Raw genomic sequence first — 20,760 nt, forward strand, 5'->3', positions numbered from 1 at the left:
ACTTGGTTCTCCAATCCTCATCAGATTGTCCAAATCAGTCAACGTGGTTTGAACGTAATCGCCATGGTGAAGAAAGACTCCAAGATCACATACGAGTTCGAAGGAAAGCGGATGAACGTCAAGCAGATCTTCAACTGAGAAGCGAGATGATGAAGATGATAGGACAATAGGCGAGCTCTTTTCTACTCTAAGTCAAGTGTTATCAATGATTTTAGGCAATTTTTATTGCATGGTAGACGAGCTTGCGGACATCACTTTCAATCACTCCCTACAAATCCTGGTGGAAGCCATGTTCGAGAGTGTGAAAGAGATCTTCCAACCGACAGAAGAGCAGATGGAAAGGTTCACCAACGCTTTCATTTCACGCCTCCCGAAGTACATGCAAGAGGCTATATAGCCATCACTAGCAGCTTAATTGAATATCTACTGGCTAAACTATTGAGTTTTCAAGGCTTCATAGTTCTTTTTGGTGTGGGAAGTTTAAGTAAAAACTTTTATCCTAATGATATTTTAGTGAAAAATGGACAATTGGGCAAGATGGGGAGAAAATGTTTGCCGCCGATAAAAGCAGGATTAAGAAAAAAGTTACAGAAAACTAATTTTCTTTATTTTTCTGCTTCTGCAGGCGGAAGTTCTGCCAGATGGCCAAAAGGGTCACCAAAGCTAGGCAGCTGAACATGATAAAGTCGTATCTCCCGCCCTGGTAGCTTCTTTGGGCCAAAGCCCCTTGCCCCGTTTTCTGGGCCAGGGAGATCAGGGCCGTGGCCAGACTGACGCCGACTGAACCGGCAAACTGCTGGAGCATGTTGAAAGAGGAGTTAACGTCAGCCACGTTTTTCCGGTCAACCAAAGTTGAGGCGTTGGAGATGGTGTTGGCAAAGCTCAAGTTGAAGCCGGACCGGATCACGATATGGCAGACAACGATCAAGACCGGGGTCAGCAAGGGCTGCAGGACCAAAAGCAGGCAGTTGTCCAAAAGAAAGAGGCAGCCGCCCAGGGTCAGCGGGAACTTGAAGCCCCGCTTGTCGGCCAGTTTCCCGGCAAAAGGCGAGATGACGGCCCCCACGCAGGAGCCTGGCAAAAGGACCAGGCCGCTGATCAAGCTGCTGGAGCATATTGGGCATAGACCGGAACGGCGACAGACAGGCCGATGTTGACCAGCTGCAGGAAAAAGTAGGTTAAAGCCGCCAGGCAGACAGTTTTTTCTTTAAAAATTGCCAGGTTGAGCAAGTGGCTGTTTCCCCGCTTGTTGACAAAAACAAAGAGGGTAAATAGGACTCCTCCGGCTAAAAGCAGAAGCCAGGACAAGCTGCTGGTCCCGCATAGATAATGGCAAAAAGGGCCAGACCCAGCAAGAGCAGGGAGGGGGCATCAAATTTTTCCTTTTGCCCGCTTACCTGGTTGCGGATGTAGACCTGACCGCCGATTAAGCTGACTAAAGCCAGGGGCAAAGGAGATGATCGTCCCGGCAAAACCGGTCATGAGGCCGAGTTTTTGCTTAGGGACCTGGGTAAAGATCAGCTGGAACATGATCGGGGTGGAAAAGCCGGTGGCGATCCCCTGAACAATCCGTCCGGCCAGCATTAAAGGAAAGCTGGAAGTTAAGGCGCAGATGATGCAACCGCAAATAAAGGCCAGGGTGGTTCCTAAATGCAGCCAGCGAGCCGGGACCTGCTTGAGCAGGTAGGCGGTAGTTCCCATGACGATGGTCACTGTCAAGAGATAGGCGGTAGTGATCTACTGGACGGTTGCCAGGGGCTGGTGGAACTCTTTGACTAAAAGCGGGTAGGTGACGTTCATGGAGGTTTCATTCAGAATACCGATGAAGGTCATCAGGCCCGCACTGAAAATAGCGAGGTTGACTTTGCTTGATTTTTCCATAAGGACCTTTCTAAGAACACAAAAAGGCTGTCAGCGGTAGCTCCGCGACAGCCTTTTACTTTGTTTGCGATAAAGTTATTTTAGCATAAACCGCCAATTTTTGCCCAGGCATTATTTCCGGTAGAGCAAAAGAGCAGTTCCGGCTAAGTCAACTGTGTAGTCTTCGGTTTCCAGCGGCCGCTTGGTCATCCCCTGGTCGGTTGAATAGATGATCAGACCCAATTTTGCTCCAGCTGGCAGGGTGTAGTAGGTCGGCTGCAGTTCAAATTCTAGGTCGACGAACTGGCCGGCTTCCAGCTTGCTTGGCTGCTTCATGTCCTGGTAGTTCTGCAGGTTCATGTGGGCCTTGGTAATCAGCTTGGCCTTAGTGGCCTTGTCCGGGACGAATTCCTGCAAGGAGTCTGCCTCGAAGCGGTAGCCAAAGGGCTGGTTTCCTCTGGCAAAAATCTTCGGCGTAGCCGTCAGCCGCTGCCGGGTCCCCAGGTCAACCAGGGCAACAGACAGCTGGCCGACAGTCTTATTAGCTGCTACCCGGACCCGGACCTTTGGCCGGCCGACCAGGGTAGTCGGGTGGAGGAATTCCTCGCTTTCAAAGCGGAGGCTGGCCTTGGCCCATTTTTCCTCCCCGCTGATAAACTGGTATTCCCAGTCAGTTTCACTAATGCCGGCCTTCTTGAATTCTGTCCCGCCCAAGTCGGTGAAGGTTAGCTGGCCTGTCCCGTTTTCAACCGTTGACAGGTCCCCGTCAGCCGTTGGTGAATAGAGGCTGGCCTGGCCCAGGTCGTTGGCCCAGTCACTTTCTGCGTGCCACTTGTCAGCTTCCAGGTTGTCTTGGATCATGACCTTTGGCCATTGCTCATAAGCCCCGTTTTCCACTTCCAAAAGCTCGTGGACGAACCAGAGGTTCATGAGGTCGGTGAAGTCGATGGAAATCAGGTTGTTCATGTTGTAGTGCGGACCCTGGTGGAGGAAGAGGTGGGATTCCACCGGCAGCTGCTTGACCTTTTGCCAGATCTTGTAGACGTTCTTCGGCTTGACATTCCAGTCGTTTAAGCCGTGAACGGAGATCCAGGAGCACTTGATGCCATCGGTGTGGTGGCGGTAGTTTCTGGACTCCCAGAAATCAGAGTACTGGCCGGTTGCCCGGTCCTGGGCGGCTAAAAGTTCAGCTTGCTCTGCTTCATAAGCCTTTTTAGCAGTGAAATTGCCCCCGTCCCAGAGGTTGGACTGGCAGACTTCAGCCAGCTTGTCCATGTCTTCGCCCTGGCATTCGCTTGGCGCGACAACCAGGCCGTGTTCCCGGTAGTAGTCATACCAAGAGGAAATAGCGGCTTCAGAAACCACCGTCTTCAAGCCCTTGACTCCGGTCGTCGCGATGGCGATCTGCAAGGTCCCCAGGTAAGAGCGGCCAGTCATGCCGACATTGCCGCTGCACCAGCTGGCTTTGGTTTCAAAGCGGCGGGTCCGGTCAGTATAAGCCACTCGGTCCCCAGTCAGCCATTCAATGACTTCTTTTTGGGAGATGGTTTCTTCCGGTGACCCGGTGATCCGGATCCCGTCCCCGTGCCGGTTGCCGATGGCCCCGGAGAAGACAGAGGCAAAGCCCCGGGCCAGGAGGTATTCGTTTAAGCCGTAAGAAGATTGCCCAGTTGCCAGTTCAGTGGCCGGCACGTCCTGGCCACTGGGGGCAGGGCTTTTAACTAAAGGCTTGGCCACGTACTTGGGATTGGTCCAAGTGGTCGCGTCAGTCAGGTTCTCGTCGACATTATGGTTAGTCTTGACATTGTCGATGATCCCGCCAAAGTAAGGTGAAGCCGTATAGAGGGCTGGGACCTTCAGCTGGTCCTGGCTTTCAACTGGCCGGAAGACCGTGACCGGCAAGAGGTCGCCCTTGCCATCGCCGTCCGTGTCCAGGTCGCTTTGCACGTAAACGACCTCGCGGATGACCTGGCTTGTGTCAAAAACTGGCAGGGACTTGCCGTTGAAGAACATAAACTTGCCTTCCCCCCAGAACTGGGTGAAGTAGCCCTTGCCGGCCATGACGTCCAAGAGGATCTGCCCGTTTTTGCTCCGGGTGTTGAGCAGGCGGTAGAAGGCAAAAATCAATTCTTCCTTGCTGGTCAAGTCCTTAAAGGCCGGCAGGGCATGCTTTTTCCCGCAAGTCAAAGGATCAGTCAGGCTGTAGTCGTAGTTTGGGTGGTAGCCTAAAAGCTGCAGGGCAACATTAGCGAACTGGCTGGCCGTGATGGCAGTCGGCGTGTCCAAAAGAAAGGCGGCCAGGTCAGTTTGGTCGTCCACGGCAAATTCCGCCAATTTGGCGTCTTTAGCCTGGCGGGTCGTGGCTTCCGCCAGGACATTGCCGGTCAAGACGGCCAGGAGCTCACTGAAGGAAAGAGAAGAGTAGTTTTCCGGCAAGAAGTTGATTGCCAGCAGCTCTTCAGTTGCCTTTTCCGGACTGGTTTCAACGTAGGCATATTGATTGTATTTCATGCTTTACCTCATCTTTATATCTTTACATCTATGGGATATTGTATCTTTTTGCTTTATCCAGTTTTTTTAGCTGTTTTTTAAGCAAGTTCTCAAGTTAATGCAAGCAAACCGCTTCCTTTTTGTCAAGGAAAAAATGACCAAGAAAAAAAGCAACTTTTTTTCTGAAATGTGTTTGACAATTTATCCCTGGTCTAATATACTTAATTTGTTGCGTCGGAGTATAACGGTTCGGTAGCTCAGCTGGATAGAGCAACGGTCTTCTAAACCGTGGGTCGTGAGTTCGAATCTCACCCGAATCATGATTGCAACCAGAGAAATCACTGAGGCTTGCCTCGGTGATTTTTTTGTTATATCCGCAGAAAATTTGCCAAGCCGGCAAAAGTAAACTATAATGGAATAAATATTAAACGTTTGTTCGAGCAATCCTGGCCACTTGGCCGGGGCCTTTTTATTTGCTCGGGATTTTTTAACACAAGGTAGGAAATGTAATGACGACGGTAATTTTAGCAGAGAAGCCCAGCCAGGCCCGGGCATACGCGGCCGCTTTCGCCCAAAGCCAGAAGGGGGAAGGGCAAATTAAGGTGGCGGACCCGATCTTGCCGGCAGACACTGTGATCACTTATGGTTTTGGCCATTTAGTGGAAATGGCCCTGCCGGAAGCCTATGACGCCAGCTACAAGCGCTGGTCTTTAAAGAAGCTGCCGATTTTTCCCGACCAGTACAAGTACCTGGTTCCTCGGGACAAGAAGAAGCAGTTCAATATTGTCGCTAATTTGCTCAAGCGGGCAGATACGATCGTGATTGCCACGGACAGTGACCGGGAAGGGGAAAACATCGCCTGGTCCATTATGCGGCAGGCGGGGATCGATTTGAAACAGAAGCGCCTTTTCCGACTCTGGATCAATTCACTGGAAAAAGCCGCGATCAGGGAAGGCTTCCAGAACTTGCGGCCAGGCTGGGACTACTACTACCGCTATAAGGAAGCCCAGACCCGGCAGATCAGTGACTGGCTGGTCGGGATGAACGGCAGTCCCTTATTTACCTTGCTGTTAAGAAAGCAGGGGATCAAGGGGACCTATTCAATCGGCCGGGTGCAGACGCCAACTTTGTACATGGTCTATAAGCGTGACCAGGAGATTGCCAATTTTAAGCCGGAGAAGTACTGGCTGCTTATGGCAGATTTTTGGCAGGGAAGAAAGAAATTTACCGGCCGCTTGCTGCCGGAAACGAAATTTAAGAGCCCGGCAGAACTGGAGCAGTTTTTGCTGGCTAAAGGGGGGAGTCTGGGCAAACAAACTGGCCAGGTGGCCAAGGTGGACAAGGAGCAAAAGAGCCAGGCCAGCCCCCGCCTTTTCTCCTTGTCCAGCCTGCAGACGGAAGCCAACCGCCGCTACCATGCTTCAGCCAGCCAGGTTTTACAGGCTGTGCAGAATTTGTATGAAAATAAGTTTTTAAGCTATCCGCGGACAGACTGCAATTATATTACGGACAATGAGTATGACTACCTGGCCCAGAACCTGGACCGCTACCAGGGGCTTTTACCAAATTCTGCAGAAGTCAAAGAGCAAATGAAGCCCTTAAAGGCGGAGAAGCGCTATGTCGACTCCGGCAAGGTCCAGGAGCACCACGCCATCATCATGACCAAGACCGTGCCCAGCCAGGCACAAATGGGCAAAATGTCCAAGCTGGAAGGGCAGGTCTATGACCTGGTCTTGCGGCGAACTTTGGAGATGTTTTTAAAGGCCTATGTCTATGAGAAGACCACGGCTTTGATTAATGTCGGCCAATTGACTTTTAAAGCCAACGGCAATGTCAGCGTGAATCTGGGCTGGAAGATTCTGGAAGGGCCGGTTAAAGATGCCCAGCTGCCGCCCCTGGAAGTCGGCCAGGAACTGACGGCGAAATTGAAAGAGCAAGAAGAAGAGACCAAGCCTCCGGCTAAGTTTACGGAAGGGAGCTTGATCACGGCCATGAAGACGGCCGGCAAGACCCTGGATGATGAAGAGGCCCAGGCTATTTTAAAGGACGTTGAAGGGATCGGGACGGAAGCTACCCGGGCCAGCACCATCGAAATTTTGAAGAAGCGGGGCTACATGCAAAGCCGGCAAAACAAATTGTCGGTTACCCCGGAAGGGACCATCCTCTGCAAGACGGCGGAAGCTGAGCCACTCTTAGTCAGCGCGCAGATGACGGCCCAGTGGGAAAAGGCCTTAAAGCAAGTCGGGGCCAAAGAGCGGAGCCAGGATAACTTTTTAGGGCAGATCAAGAAATTCATTTCAAAGATGATTACAGAAGTGCCAGGCAAGATCCAGGTTGATCAGGGCTTGCAGGAAGAAGCCCAGACCCGGCAAGCCAAAACCGCGGCAATCGGCCCCTGCCCGGTCTGCAAGCAAGGGGAAATTACTGACAAGGGCAAGTTTTACGGCTGCAGTAATTACCGGGGCGGCTGCCATTTCACCTTGCCCAAGAAGTTTGCCGGCAAGAATATGGGCAAGCGGATTGTGAAGACCTTGATCAGCAAGGGCAAGACTGACAAGCTGGACGGTTTTGTCTCTAAAAAGAGCGGGCAGCGGTATTCAGCCAAGCTGCAGCTGGAAGGGGACAAGCTCTCTTTGGTTTTTGACTGATTTTTGCAAAAGCAATATTTCTTAAAATGAGTTAACAAATCTGTTACAAATGAAATAGTGCCCAAAAACTGTGGTAAAGTATGAAAAGGCATTTCGTGATAAAAGTGTAAATTATCTGGGTGCTTTTTGTTAATAACCGTAGATTTATGAGTTTTGTATTTTTAGAAGTGAAGGGAAGAGTTTGATGAGACGTTTTGCCCTGGGCATGATGACCAGTGCGGCACTGATGGCTGGCCTGGCCAGTCAGGTGCAAGCAAGCAGCAAAGACTATAGTAAGAGCACGAAGACCGATCTTGTGACCAAGATCATGGGTAACAAGAGCTACCAGGTCTATTCTTCGCTCAAACTGGAAGAGGTAACTAAGAAGGTCAAGGCAAAGTCCAAGGAAAAGAAGAAGTACACGGTCAAGAAGAAGGTCGCCGTCAAGAAGAATAGTAAGAAGGGCAAGACCAAGTACAAGACGGTTAAGCAGGTCAAGTACAAGTGGGTGACTAAGACGGCCTACAAGAACGTGAAGAAGAAGGAGTGGAAGTTCGGCAAGAAATTGACGGCCTCGGCTGACTTCAGATACGCTCACGTTCAGTCCAAGTCCTACAAGGTTAAGGGTGGCAAGCGCTACTACTACATCTACGTTGACGGCCGGCCAGTTGGCTACGTGAATGAGAAGGCTTTTGCCCTTTCGAAAGCTAATGTGGTTTCCCAGGTCAGCCTGGTCAACAACCCGTCTGACTCAGTTGGCTTTAATGCCGAAGACGCGATTAACTACGTGACTGACCAGCACGGCAGTCTGGTTGACAATGATTCAGTTGAGATCAGTTGCAAGTCTGCTGAATTGAATATTTCTGATACTGGCTATGTATCCAGCCGCAAGGCCGGGACGGCGGTTTTGACCTTCAGGTACGGCAAGGCCAAGGCGACCAGCAAGCTGACGGTACGCGGGGATGCCAAAGAAGGGATCAGCTCGGCCGATGTAACGCCGGTGAAAACTGATTTGCCAGAGATTGAGACCTGGTCAGCCAGCGACGGGGCCAGCCTGTCCTCATCTTCAACTATTACTTCAAAAGACGCGGTTTCCAGCTCCCACAAGTACTGGGCTACCGACATGTCCGGCAACGCTAAGGGCGCGGATATTGAAACCATCTTCTATCATCCGGCAGTTTTGAGCGCGCCAGGTTCAAGCAACCTGGAGGCCAAGGTGTCAAGCGCTGTGCAAGGGATTGATTTTTATGACAATGACCTGGTGACCAGCAACCTTGACTTAGGCCAGGCAGACAACTGGGAAGCCCGGGGGCACATGGTCTACTATAATATGCGGAAGGTCAAGAAGTACAACTGGCAGCTGATTCCAAGCAAGATGCTGAGCTTCAACACCTGGCTGAGCTATATCAAGAACATCAAGGTCAGCCCATATATGAAGCTGGGCCATGGCCAGTCAGTTGGCAGCACCAAGAAGTATGTTTACGTTTTGGCCAACTGGAACCGGTCCAACAACTGGTCCAACTCCCAGGAACTGATCCGGGTCAAGAAATCCACCATGGAAATTGACAAGATCTGGACCTTCAAGGTTTGGAACGGGTCAGCCAAGTATCCGCGGATTTTCCTCAACGCGGACGTGATTGACGACAACACTTTGCTTGCTCTCTTCCACAATGCTTCTAAGCACCGCTATGAATACTGGAAGATCAGCAGAAACGGTGACAGCTTTAAGGCTAAGGAAGTTGGGGCAACTGGCAGCGACCTCATCAGCAATTCCGCTGAAGTCCAGGGCTTTGTCTGGAATAGTGCCTATGACGTTTACTATATTGCCTTTAACGACTACCTCTTTAAGATCGGGGCAGGCTTAGATGGCAAAACAGATGCTGGCAAGCTATTGAACTACTACAAGTTTGACACTGGCCGCCGGGAATTTGAAGGTTTGAGCAGCTACGGGCCCGAACTCTACCTCAACTTGAATCATCCAACGGAAACTTTGAAAGTGAATCATATTACAAAATAGTTGAGTCTAATGATTGTGGGTATAGGAAGAATAAAATTAAAGAAGGGGCTGGCCTTTTCAGCCGCATTTATGGCCATTGCCTGTTTGTTTAAAGATGGTCAGCCAGTTGCAGCCGCGAGTGAGAAGCTGTCGACCAAGGTGATCGACGGGAAGAAGAACTATGGGATCTATTCCAGCTTGAAGCAGGTAAGGTCAAGACCGGCAAGGGCAAGGAGAAAAAGACCAAGCTGGTCTGGAAGTTTGGCAAGAAGATGGCCACTACTAAAGAATTAAAGTTGGCCCATGTCCAGTCCCGATCCTACAAACTCGCCCGGGGCAGACGGTATTACTATGTCTAAGTTGACGGCCGCGGGGTCGGCTATGTCAGCGAGCGGACCTTTGCCAGAAGCGAGATGTCTTTAGTTAAGAGCGTCAGCTTGGTCAACAACGAGCTGGATACCAACGGCTTCGTGACGACTGATGCCATCAACTACGTGACAGACAAGCACGGCAGTGTGGTTGACGTTAATTCGGTGAAGCGGTCGGCCGACCGGATTTCTGAAAAGACGCCGGGCCGGTACGTGGTGACTTACCGCTACGGCAAGGCCAGCGGAAAGGTCGCGGTGACGGTCAGAAGCGATGTCAATGAAGGGATTTCCAAGACTGATGCCAAGCTGGGCAAGGGCGGCAATGTTGGCAAGACCTGGTTCCCGCATGAACTGGCTTTTAGAGGCAACTACAATGCCCAGGTTAGCTCGCACACTTACGTTGGGACTGACAAGCATGGCAAGAAGACGGCTAAATTGACCACTAAGTTTTATGAGCAAAATTCTTTTAGCCTGCTGGAAGGAAGCCAGGAGACCAATGTCCGGGGAAATGTTCAGGGTTTGGATGTGTATGGTCAGGATATGGTCACGACCAACTTTTATGGCGGGCTTGAATCATCCAAGGACGGAGCCCGGGGGCACATAGTCTGTTGGGTCAACTTCCCGTTATATCTATGAGCTGGCCAACTGGAACCATACCAAAAAGTTGCGGTCAAACGAGCTTTTGCATATTGACAAGAGGACATGCAGGTCAAGCGGATCTGGACTTTTGCCGTCAGCAACGGCAAGCGGGAAAACAACCGCCACTTCTTATAATGTTGCCCACAAGTGCTATTACATTGCTTTTAACGATTACCTGTTTAAGATTGATGCCAAGGGTAACTTGGTCAACTACTACCACTTCAATGCCAAGCGGGAAGTAGAGGGCCTGGCTTCTTACAAGTCAAAGATCTATATAGCCATGAACAAGCGGGCAGAAGTTTTTGACTCGAATATGGCGAAACAGCCTCAAGAGCAGGCTCTTAAAAAATAAATATTCTTACTGAAATGCACTAGGCGGATAACTGCCTGGTGCATTTTTTATCTAAAAATAATAAGTGAAAGCTTATTTTGCGCGGGATGATGATAAAGGAGTACATTATTATTAATATAATATGAAGAAAAGATGGAATTTTTTTAGAAAGATGGTAAATTAAGGAGGTATACTTAGTCGCGGTAAGAGCGGATTTATGGAGATAACAAACTGGAGGAGCGATGAAAAAATACAAATATATTTTTACTACAGCAGCATCTTATATACGGTGGGGACCTCGCTATGGAGCGGAACGATTTACCTGTTTATGCGGCATAACGGCTACAGCTATAGCTTGATCAATCTTTTCTTGGAGATTTTCTGGCTAGTCACCTTTTTTGCCGAAATACCATCCGGCTACATTGCTGACAAATTTGGTTATTTAAAAACGATCATGGCCAGCGGGATCATCAGAGCCTTAGGTTTAATAATTTTGGCACTCAGTCCCATGAATTTATTGTGGATGACAGTCAGCGGGGTCTTGACCGCGCTGGGGGATTCCCTGCAATCGGGCACCATGACTTCCTGGATTGCCAACAAGGCCGTTGAGCATGGCGAAAAAGACCAGCTTGGCGCGATTTTCTCTGGCTACAGTCTTATTGGCACGCCTTTGACCATGGCTGCCACCTTCGTTGGGGCTAATATTTTAGGCAGTATCCGCCTGGACCTGCCCTTGCTGATCGGCGCGGCCTTTTTGCTCGCGACCATTTTGACCATCATCCCGCTCTTGAAATATGACAGCCAAAACTTGGCTGAGGCGGAAGAAGGGATGCCAAAGCTGAACTTGGTTGCCAATGTAAAATACACGGTCAAGCAAGAACAGAAAACTTTTGCCTGGATCTTGCTTCTGCTTCCCGTGGCAATTATTTCAGCCGGCCCGCTTGACCAGTGGCAGATGTACTTTCAAAGGGGCAAGACTGTTAATTCCGGGACGATTTCTGTCTTGATGAGTCTGTCCGGGATGCTGGCGATTTCCCTTTACAACCGCTATGTGTCCAAAAAGCCGCTGTCTAATAAAGGACAGACCCGCTTGATTGTTGTCAGCACGGTAATGATGGCTGCTACTTTGCTCGGCGTGGTTGGCTTGAAAAACTGGTATTATGGGTCTCTCGCCTTGTTCATGTTCCATACCATGTTTGGCAGCTTGGAAAACATGCTGGGCGGGATTGTTTTGCAAACGACGATTCAAACAGAGAACCGCCGGGCGACGATTATGTCTGTTGCCAATGCCTTGGACGCTGGCGCCGAAGTCGTGATTTTGGCAATTAACGGCTTTTTGTCTGACCGCTATGGCATCGGCTTTGCCTGGGTAAGTCTGGCTGTTTTGGGCTTAGTTATCTTTTTGCTGGCAATTTTTGGCATGCAGAGTAAAAAATTGGAAGTTGAGGAGATTTAAATGGATATTACAGGATTTTTCAAGGATGGCCGCCTGCAGGTCATTCCCCGCAAGCAAAAGGCGAAAGATGCCTTGTTTGACGCGCTGATTGACCGCTTTGAATTTGGCCGGGATTATACTGAAAAGGAAGTCAATGAGATATTGGCAGCAGTCTATGACGACTACGCTATTTTGCGCCGCTACTTGGTTGACACGGGCCGCTTGGAACGGGACCCTTATGGTCATCATTACTGGCGGGCAGAAAAGGAAGATTGATTTTATGGCATTTAAGACCACCACGTGGTGGTCTTTTTTTACTGTTTTTAAACTAAAAGCGAATGTTAATAAGAAACTCTTGGCAAATAGTTCATCTTTCTCTTTAAAAAAGTCCCGTTTTCTGTTATCCTAAGGGAAAGCAGACAGGAGGAATAATCGTGACTAGTAGAATCAGTGTTGTAATGGGCTCTAAGTCAGACTGGGGCTATATGCAGGAAGCTTGCAAGCTGCTCGACAAGTTCGGGGTCGACTACGACAAGCAGGTTATTTCAGCGCACAGAATGCCGGAGGAAATGTTCGCCTTTGCCCAAAAGGCAGCGGAAAATGGCACTAAGGTGATCATCGCTGGTGCTGGCGGGGCTGCCCACCTGCCAGGCATGATTGCCGCCAACACTCCCTTGCCAGTAATTGGCTGCCCGGCCAAGACCAGCGCTTTGGGCGGGATGGACTCCCTTCTTTCCATCGTGCAAATGCCAGCAGGCATCCCTGTAGCGACGACCGCCATCGGCCCGGCCGGCGCCAAGAACGCGGCTCTTTTAGCCATGCAGATCTTAGGCATCGAAGATAAAGAACTCCAGCAAAAGATCGTGGACTACCGCAAGGAAATGCACGACCAAGCCAAAGAAAGCAGTGCAGACCTTGTCTATTAAAATCAAGCCCGGCCAAACGATCGGCATCATTGGCGGTGGGCAATTAGGGCAAATGCTGGCTTTTGATGCCAAGACCAGCGGGATGAAGGTCATCATCCTGGACCCAACTCCGGCTTGCCCGGCTGGCCAGGCCGCAGATGATCAGATCGTCGCTGAATACAGTGATATCGACGCCATCCATGAACTGGCCTCTAGAAGCGATGTCTTGACCTACGAATTTGAAAACGTGGACCTGGATGCCCTGGAGAGCGTCAAGGACCAGGTCTTTATTCCGCAAGGGACCAAGCTTCTATGCACGACCAACAACCGGATCCGGGAAAAGACTTTTATCAAAAGTGCCGGCTGTGAAGTGGCCAAGTTCAGAGCGGTCAAGAACCGGGCTGACCTGGAAGAAGCCGTCAGTGACTTGGGCCTGCCAGTCGTTTTGAAGACCTGTGAAGGCGGCTATGACGGCAAGGGCCAGGTTGTTTTAAAAGCAGCTGCCGACTTGGACAAGACTGCTGATGTCTTAGCTTGCGGTGACTGCATTTTGGAAAAATTTGTCGACTTCCGTATGGAAGCCTCCGTCATGGTTGGCCGCAACTCTGATGGCCAAGTCACGGTCTTCCCGGTCAGCGAAAACATCAACCAGGGCGAAATCCTGCATGAAAGTATCGTCCCGGCCCGGATTTCCCCGGACTTGGCCCAAAAGGCCCAGGAGGCTGCCGTTAAGATCGCTGAAGCCATTGACCTAAAGGGGATCTTAGGCGTAGAAATGTTCGTTACTAAAGATGACAAAATTGTCATCAATGAACTGGCCCCTCGGCCCCACAATTCCGGCCACTACTCAATTGAAGCCTGCAACTTCTCCCAGTTTTCCGTCCACAACCGGGCAATTTGCAACTGGCCTTTGCCAAAGATCAAGCTGCTCAGCCCGGTCGTCATGGTCAATGTTTTAGGCCAGCACGTGGCCGGCACGGAAAATCTGATCGCCGAAAAGCCGCAGTGGTCCTTCCATGACTATGGCAAGGGCGAGGTCCGCAGAGACCGGAAGATGGGGCATGTGACGATCCTGACTGATGATGTCGACAAGACTTTGGCCGAGATTGCCGCAACCAAAGTTTGGGATGTATAATTAAAAAGCAGATTATTGTTGATTTTTTAAAGGTGGAAAATAAATGATTGAACGCTATACCCGACCAGAAATGGGTGCCATTTGGACTGATGAAAAGAAGTATGAATGCTGGCTGGCAGTAGAAATCGCTGCTGATGAAGCCTGGTCCAAGCTTGGCTACATTCCGGCAGAAGACGTGGAAAAGATTAAGCAAAACGCCAAGTTCAGCGTTGACCGCATCAACGAAATTGAAGCCGTGACTCACCACGACGTTATTGCCTTCACCCGGACCATTTCTGAATCATTGGGGCCGGAAAAGAAGTGGGTGCACTACGGCTTGACCAGTACTGACGTGGTTGACACTGCCCAGGGCTACCAATTGAAGCAGGCTAACGACATCCTTCGCAAGGACATCCAGGACTTTATCGACGTCCTGGCCAAGCGGGCCCTTGAATTCAAGGATACGGTCTGCATGGGCCGCACCCACGGCATTCACGCTGAACCAACTACTTTCGGCTTGAAGTTCGCCCGCTGGTACTCAGAAATGAAGCGGAACCAGGAACGCTTTGAACACGCTGCCCGCGGAGTGGAAGCCGGCAAGATTTCCGGTGCCGTCGGGACTTTCGCTGAAGTTGACCCGGAAGTTGAAGCATATGTCTGCAAGAAGCTGGGTCTGCACGCCCAGGAAATTTCAACCCAGGTCCTGCCACGTGACCTGCACGCTGAATACATTGCTGCCATCGCCCTGGTTGCAACTTCTTTGGAAAACATCGCTACGGAAATCCGTTCTTTGCAAAGAACGGAAATCCACGAAGTTGAAGAACACTTCGCCAAGGGGCAAAAGGGTTCTTCCGCTATGCCGCACAAGCGCAACCCGATCGGTTCAGAAAACATCTGCGGGATGGCCAGAGTTCTCCGCGGCAATGTCGTAACTGCCTACGAAGATGTAACCCTGTGGCACGAAAGAGACATCTCCCACTCAGGTGCTGAACGGGTAATTCTGCCAGACAGCACCATCGGTCTTGACTACATGCTCAACCGGATGGGCAAGATCCTGGCCAACCTGGATGTCTTCCCGGAAACCATGAAGAAGAACATGGACAAGACTTTGGGCTTGATCTACTCCGGCCGCGTTCTGCTCAAGCTGGTTGAAAGCGGCATGAGCCGGGAAGCTGCCTACGACTTGATCCAGCCATACACGGCCAAGTGCTGGGCTGAACAAGTTCCATTCCGGCCTCTCCTTGAAGCAGACCCAACCATTCAAAAGCAACTGACTAAGGCTGATCTTGACGATGCCTTCGACTACCACTGGCACCTGCGCCACGTTGACGACATCTACAAGCGCCTAGGTTTGGAATAAGTGTAAAAGGGCAATTATTTTCAATGCGATTGCCAATATATAAAAGAATAGAGAAATCTAGATAATTAAAAGCGACTCATAAAATGAGCCGCTTTTTTGTTCGGATTTTATCCCTTGATTTTTGCTTGTTAAAGTTTTTGTTCAAAAAGAATGAGGGCATATCCGATTGTAAGCGGAACGATATCTAAAAAATGTTCGCTAACCTCTTGACCAAACTTTTTTAAGTTGTTATCCTTAGTTCAAGAAAGAAATTACGAACAGTAATTCCTGTTTATATTATTATAGTTCGTGTTAATCGGAGGGTAAAAAATGGCAGAATTGCTTTATCAGGGTAAGACTAAGGAAATGTGGACCACTGACGATCCAGAAGTGCTCCGCGCTGTTTACAAGGACGATGCTACCGCTTTGGGCGGCTTGAAGCACGATGTCTTCCAAAACAAGGGTGAACTTGACGCGGAAATTTCCAGCCTGGTTTTCGAATATTTGATGAAGCATGGGGTGAAGACGCACTTTATCAAGCGCTTGTCTAAAAACGAACAATTGGTCAAGAAGGTCAAGATGATCGACCTGGAAGTCGTTACCCGGAACATCGCGGCTGGATCATTCTGCAAGCGTTATGGCTTGAAAGAAGAAGGCAAGAAGCTGGACACTCCAGTTGAAGAACTATTCATGAAGAGCGACGCCCTGCACGACCCGCTGATGAATGAATCAGACGCCATTGCCTTCCACTTGCTGACTCATGAAGAACATGAACAGATCTGGGAAATCTCCCGCCAGGTCAACCAGCTTTTGACCAAGCTCTTTGCCGATGCTGGCATGCTGCTGGTTGACTTCAAGGTTGAATTCGGGACCCTGCCAAACGGTGAAGTCGTCCTGGCTGACGAATTCTCACCAGACAACTGCCGCCTGTGGGACATGGAAACCAAGGACCATATGGACAAGGACGTTTACCGCCGGCAAATCGGCAACCTGATCGATGTTTACGAAAGAGTTTTGGCCCGTTTGAAGGATGCTTTGGCCAAGAAGGATTAAGCAAATGACTACTGTACGGATTTACGTTACTTACAAGCAATCAGTTTTCGACCCACAAGGTGAAGCCATCACCAACTCAATTCACTCTTTGGGCCACGATGAAGTCAAGGGCGTCAAGGTCGGCAAGTTCTTCGATGTAACTATTGAAGAAGGAGACAAGCCTGTAGCCGAAACTGTCAAGGAAATTTCTGAAGGGCTGCTGGTCAACTTCAACATGGAAACCTACAGCTACAAGATCTTGGAGGAAAAATAATGAAGTTTGCGGTAATCCAATTCCCGGGCTCCAACTGCGACATCGACCTCTACGAAGCCCTGCACACGGTTTGTGGAGCTGACGTGGCCTACGTTCCTTCCAAGGAAAGCAGCCTGGGCGGCTTTGACGCTGTCATGCTGCCAGGTGGCTTCTCATACGGGGACTACTTGAGAGCCGGCGCTATTGCCCGCTTTACCAATATCATGCCCGCTATTGTCGAAATGGCCAAGGCCGGCAAGCCGGTCTTCGGGACCTGCAACGGTTTCCAGATCTTGACCGAAGCTGGCCTTTTGCCAGGCGCTTTGAAGAGAAATGACTCTTTGAAGTTTGTCTGCAAGACGGTTGAACTGGAAGTAGCCAACAACGACACCATCTTTACTTCTGAATACCAAAAGGGCGAGAAGATCAACCTGCCGATCGCGCACGCTGACGGCTCCTTCTACGCCGACCCGGAAACCTTGCAGAAGATCGAAGACAATGGCCAGGTCGTTTTCCGCTACTCAAAGGAAAACCCGAACGGCTCTTTGAACAATGTTGCCGGGATCACCAACGAAAGAGGCAATGTCTTAGGGATGATGCCTCACCCGGAACGGGCAGTCGAAGCCCTCTTGGGCGACACCGACGGCTTGCATCTGTTTAAGTCAATTTTGGACCACGCGGAGGTAAAAGCGTAATGATGCAGGAAATGACTCCAGAAGAAATCAAAGAAAAGAAGCCTTATCTCGATTGGAGCTTGTCTGAAGAAGAATACGACTACATCTGTGACAAGCTTTTGCACCGCTTGCCAAACTACACTGAAACCGGCCTTTTCTCAGCCATGTGGAGCGAACACTGCTCATACAAGAAGTCTAAGCCGGTTCTCCGTCTCTTCCCAACCAAGGGTCCCCGCATTTTGCAAGGGCCTGGTGAAGGGGCAGGGGTTGTTGACATCGGTGACGGCCAAGCTGTCGTTTTCAAGGCTGAAAGCCACAACCACCCAACTGCTGTTGAACCTTACCAAGGGGCAGCTACTGGTGTCGGCGGGATCCTGCGTGACGTCTTCAGCATGGGGGCCCGGCCAGTTGCTACTTTGGACTCTCTGCACTTTGGTGAATTAGATGACGCCCACACCCGCTGGCTTTTAAACGAAACTGTCGCCGGAATCGGCGGCTACGGCAACTGCATGGGGATACCAACTATTGGCGGCGAACTCACTTTTGACGACATCTACAAGGGCAACCCAGTCATGAACGCCATGAGCGTCGGCCTTTTGGACATTAAGGACATGCAAAAGGGCCTGGCTCAAGGTGAAGGCAATGCCGTAATGTACGTCGGGGCCAAGACTGGCCGTGACGGGATCCACGGGGCAACCTTTGCTTCTCACGCCTTTGACTCAGAACACGAAAGCCAACGCTCAGCTGTCCAAGTTGGTGACCCCTTCATGGAAAAGCTGCTGCTTGAAGCCTGCCTGGAATTGACCCAAAAGCACGCTGACTGGCTGGTCGGCATCCAGGACATGGGGGCAGCCGGGATCGTTTCCTCAAGTTCAGAAATGGCTTCAGAAGGCAAGTCCGGCATGGAACTGAACCTGGATCTGGTACCGCAAAGAGAAAGCGGGATGTCAGCCTACGAAATCATGCTGAGTGAATCCCAGGAAAGAATGCTGCTTTGCGTTAAGAAGGGCCACGAAGAAGACGTCAAGAAGATTTTCGACTTCTACGACCTTGACGCCGTTGTTATCGGCCGGATTACCAGCGGTCACAACTACGTTTTGCGCCACCACGGCGAAGTTGTTTGCGACATCCCGGTAACCAGCCTGACTGAAGACGTCTTGGAAGAGCCAAGCGAAGAAAAGCAGCCGCAGCACATGATCGATGACGCGGCTAAGCCGGCCTGGGAACCTGAGATTACTGATTTGACAAAGACCTACAAGCAGATGCTGGCCCAGCCAACCATCGCTTCTAAGGAAATGTTCACCCAGACCTACGACTCCATGGTCAGAACCAGCACGGTCGTCGGGCCTGGTGAAGACAGCGGCGTTTTGCGGGTCCGCGGCACCCACAAGGGGATTGCCATGACCACTGACGGCAACGGCCGTTTCATCTACCTGGACCCGGAAATCGGGGGCAAGCGGGCCGTTGTTGAAGCAGCTGGCAACATCATCGCCAGCGGGGCAGAACCTCTGGCCATCACTGACTGCTTGAACTTCGGTAACCCGAACGAACCAGAAGTCTTCTGGGAACTCCACCACTCAGTCATGGGGATTGCCAAGGCCTGTGAAGTCTTAGAAACTCCAGTTGTTTCCGGTAACGTTTCCCTTTACAACGAAACTGACGACAAGTCCATCTACCCAACCCCAATGGTCGGCATGGTTGGTCTGGTCAAGAACCTGGACCACCTGGTCAGAGACAGCTTCCAAGAAGAAGGCGACGATCTTTACTTGGTCGGCCAAACCGGGGCAGACTACGCCGGCTCAGAACTGCAAAAGATGCTGACCGGGGAAATCTTCGGGTCCTTGAACGATTTGGACTTAGACCACATTAAGGACTACCAGAAGCGCCTCTTGGCCCAAATGGAAGCCGGCCACGTGGCCAGCGCCCACGACTTAAGCGAAGGCGGCCTGGCTGTCAGTCTGGCTGAAAGCAGCTTTGGCCACGGGATCGGGGCAGAAGTTGCCTGCGACTTGACCAGTGCCGAACTCTTCAGCGAAACTCCAGGCCGCTTCCTGGTCAGCGTGCCAAGCGAATACTCAGCTGAATTTGCTGCAGCTTTGGCAGCTAATGCGGTTAAGATCGGCCAAACTGCTGGCGATAGCCTGAAGCTGACCTTGAAGGACCAAGCAGCCGACTTGCCGGTAGCGGAATTGAAGCAAATTTGGGAGGAAGCCCTGCCATGCCTTATGAAATCAAAGGATTAAATGAAGAGTGCGGCGTTTTCGGGATCTACAATGTTCCTGACGCGGCCAACGTGACCTACTTTGGTCTCCATGCCCTCCAGCACCGGGGCCAGCAGGGGGCCGGGATCGTGGCTAGCGATGGCCAGAAGCTCCGCCAGTTCCGTGACCGGGGGCTCTTGTCAGAAGTCTTCTCCAACCCGGCTGACCTGGACTTTTTAAAAGGGAACATGGCTATCGGCCACGTCCGCTACGGTACTGCCGGTTCAGACTCCCTGGCCAATGTCCAGCCCTTCCTCTTCCACTTCCAGGACGGTGAAATCGCCCTTTGCCACAACGGGAACTTGACCAATGCCAAGACGCTGAAAAAGCGCCTGGAAGATTCCGGGTCAGTCTTTCAGTCAAGCTCTGACACGGAAGTCTTGATCCACTTGATCCGCCGCAAGGTCCGTATGCCTTTTATCGAAGCCTTGAAGGCCAGCTTGAACGAAGTCAAAGGGGGCTTTACCTTCCTCTTGATGACCAATGACACCCTCTATGCCGCCCTTGACCCTAACGGCTTCCGGCCCCTGGTTTTAGGGCAAATGGACAACGGCAGCTATGTCGTAGCCAGCGAATCCTGCGCCCTTGACGCGGTACACGCCAAGCTGGTCCGGGATGTGCAGCCAGGTGAACTCATCATCATCAACAAAGACGGGATCAAGATTGACTACTACACGACTGAAACACAGCTGGCCGTCTGCTCAATGGAATACATCTACTTTGCCCGGCCAGACTCCATTATCCACGGGGTTAACATCCACACCGCCAGAAAGCGGATGGGGATACTGCTGGCTAAGGAACAGCCAGCTCCAGAAGAAGCGGACATGGTTATCGGGGTGCCAAACTCTTCACTGTCAGCCGCGACTGGTTATGCTGAAGCAGCCGGCCTGCCTTATGAAATGGGCTTGATCAAGAACCAATATATTGCCCGGACCTTCATCCAGCCGACCCAGGCTCTGCGTGAGCAGGGGGTTAAAATGAAGCTTGCTCCTGTCCGCGGGGTGGTCAGCGGCAAAAATATCGTGGTCGTTGACGATTCAATCGTCCGCGGGACGACTTCCCGGCAGATCGTGCAGATGCTGAAAGAAGCCGGGGCCAAGTCCGTCCACATGCGGATTGCTTCTCCGCCTTTCAAATACCCGCACTTCTACGGGATTGATATTTCTGAAAGAAAAGACTTGATGGCGGCCAAGTACAGCGTCAGCGACATGTGCAAGCTGATCGGGGCCGACAGCCTGGGCTTTTTGAGCATTCCAAGCCTGATCAAGGCAGTCGACATGCCAGATGCCGGTGACGCGCCAAACGGGGGCCTTACGGTTGCTTACTTTGACGGCAAGTACCCGACTCCTTTGTACGACTACGAAGAACAAATCAAGGAACCGCTGAATGTGGAACCGGTTGAGGAAATTTTAAAGAAGCAAAACAGAGGTGAATGA

The 20,760-nt window shown here is 51.0% G+C and carries 15 protein-coding genes, 1 tRNA gene and 2 pseudogenes; 16 read left to right on the plus strand and 2 right to left on the minus strand.

Features of this window, described 5'->3' with window-relative positions; all coding sequences use genetic code 11:
* Positions 1-397 (plus strand): annotated as a pseudogene (locus tag DS743_RS04375) (hypothetical protein); the annotation flags it as partial.
* A 198-nt stretch (positions 398-595) separates the two neighbouring features.
* Here DS743_RS04375 and DS743_RS09225 read toward each other — a convergent pair.
* Both DS743_RS09225 and DS743_RS04395 read right to left on the minus strand, forming a co-directional pair.
* Positions 596-1,881, minus strand: a pseudogene (locus tag DS743_RS09225) (MFS transporter).
* Positions 1,882-1,992: 111 nt separating this feature from the next.
* Positions 1,993-4,371: a Xaa-Pro dipeptidyl-peptidase gene (locus tag DS743_RS04395; RefSeq protein WP_035184698.1), complete on the minus strand. Its 2,379-nt coding sequence runs from the start codon at positions 4,369-4,371 to the stop codon at positions 1,993-1,995.
* Positions 4,372-4,596: 225 nt separating this feature from the next.
* Between DS743_RS04395 and DS743_RS04400 the strand changes: the two genes are divergently transcribed.
* The 15 genes from DS743_RS04400 (at position 4,597) to purF (ending at position 20,760) form a co-directional block, all read left to right on the plus strand.
* Positions 4,597-4,670: transfer RNA gene (locus DS743_RS04400), tRNA-Arg, on the plus strand.
* Between the two features lie 189 nt (positions 4,671-4,859).
* The gene (locus DS743_RS04405; RefSeq protein ID WP_035184697.1) at positions 4,860-6,998 is read left to right on the plus strand and encodes a type IA DNA topoisomerase; all 2,139 of its coding nucleotides are present in this window, start codon (positions 4,860-4,862) and stop codon (positions 6,996-6,998) included.
* A gap of 184 nt (positions 6,999-7,182) precedes the next feature.
* Positions 7,183-8,994, plus strand: a complete 1,812-nt coding sequence (locus DS743_RS04410; RefSeq protein ID WP_035184696.1) for a hypothetical protein — start codon at positions 7,183-7,185, stop codon at positions 8,992-8,994.
* 392 nt (positions 8,995-9,386) lie between these two features.
* Positions 9,387-9,977: a hypothetical protein gene (locus tag DS743_RS04415; protein WP_231128284.1), complete on the plus strand. Its 591-nt coding sequence runs from the start codon at positions 9,387-9,389 to the stop codon at positions 9,975-9,977.
* A gap of 91 nt (positions 9,978-10,068) precedes the next feature.
* Complete coding sequence (locus tag DS743_RS04420) at positions 10,069-10,332, plus strand: hypothetical protein (protein WP_231128285.1); 264 nt, start codon at positions 10,069-10,071, stop codon at positions 10,330-10,332.
* Between the two features lie 307 nt (positions 10,333-10,639).
* Complete coding sequence (locus DS743_RS04425; protein WP_231128286.1) at positions 10,640-11,767, plus strand: MFS transporter; 1,128 nt, start codon at positions 10,640-10,642, stop codon at positions 11,765-11,767.
* Entirely contained in the window at positions 11,768-12,022 is a 255-nt protein-coding gene (locus DS743_RS04430) for a DUF2087 domain-containing protein (RefSeq protein ID WP_013439870.1), read from the plus strand.
* A gap of 182 nt (positions 12,023-12,204) precedes the next feature.
* Positions 12,205-12,672 (plus strand): 5-(carboxyamino)imidazole ribonucleotide mutase, encoded by a 468-nt coding sequence (gene purE, locus DS743_RS04435; protein WP_004560842.1) that lies wholly within the window; start codon positions 12,205-12,207, stop codon positions 12,670-12,672.
* Positions 12,662-13,786, plus strand: a complete 1,125-nt coding sequence (gene purK / locus DS743_RS04440) for a 5-(carboxyamino)imidazole ribonucleotide synthase (RefSeq protein WP_035184838.1) — start codon at positions 12,662-12,664, stop codon at positions 13,784-13,786. Before purE ends, purK begins: the two co-directional genes overlap by 11 nt.
* Before the next feature lie 43 nt (positions 13,787-13,829).
* Positions 13,830-15,125, plus strand: coding sequence for an adenylosuccinate lyase (purB, locus tag DS743_RS04445; protein WP_003611961.1), 1,296 nt, complete (start codon positions 13,830-13,832; stop codon positions 15,123-15,125).
* 309 nt (positions 15,126-15,434) lie between these two features.
* Entirely contained in the window at positions 15,435-16,157 is a 723-nt protein-coding gene (gene purC / locus DS743_RS04450; protein WP_141372430.1) for a phosphoribosylaminoimidazolesuccinocarboxamide synthase, read from the plus strand.
* 4 nt (positions 16,158-16,161) lie between these two features.
* Positions 16,162-16,410 carry a phosphoribosylformylglycinamidine synthase subunit PurS gene (purS, locus tag DS743_RS04455; protein WP_013439866.1) on the plus strand — a complete coding sequence of 83 codons (249 nt, stop codon included), beginning with the start codon at positions 16,162-16,164 and terminating at the stop codon, positions 16,408-16,410.
* Positions 16,410-17,084 carry a phosphoribosylformylglycinamidine synthase subunit PurQ gene (gene purQ, locus DS743_RS04460; RefSeq protein ID WP_035184689.1) on the plus strand — a complete coding sequence of 225 codons (675 nt, stop codon included), beginning with the start codon at positions 16,410-16,412 and terminating at the stop codon, positions 17,082-17,084. The genes purS and purQ overlap by 1 nt, the downstream gene beginning before the upstream one ends.
* Complete coding sequence (gene purL / locus DS743_RS04465) at positions 17,084-19,306, plus strand: phosphoribosylformylglycinamidine synthase subunit PurL (RefSeq protein WP_035184687.1); 2,223 nt, start codon at positions 17,084-17,086, stop codon at positions 19,304-19,306. Before purQ ends, purL begins: the two co-directional genes overlap by 1 nt.
* Positions 19,282-20,760, plus strand: coding sequence for an amidophosphoribosyltransferase (gene purF, locus DS743_RS04470; RefSeq protein ID WP_035184685.1), 1,479 nt, complete (start codon positions 19,282-19,284; stop codon positions 20,758-20,760). Before purL ends, purF begins: the two co-directional genes overlap by 25 nt.

Source organism: Lactobacillus leichmannii (assembly GCF_024701915.1).
Taxonomy (GTDB): Bacteria; Bacillota; Bacilli; order Lactobacillales; family Lactobacillaceae; genus Lactobacillus; species Lactobacillus delbrueckii.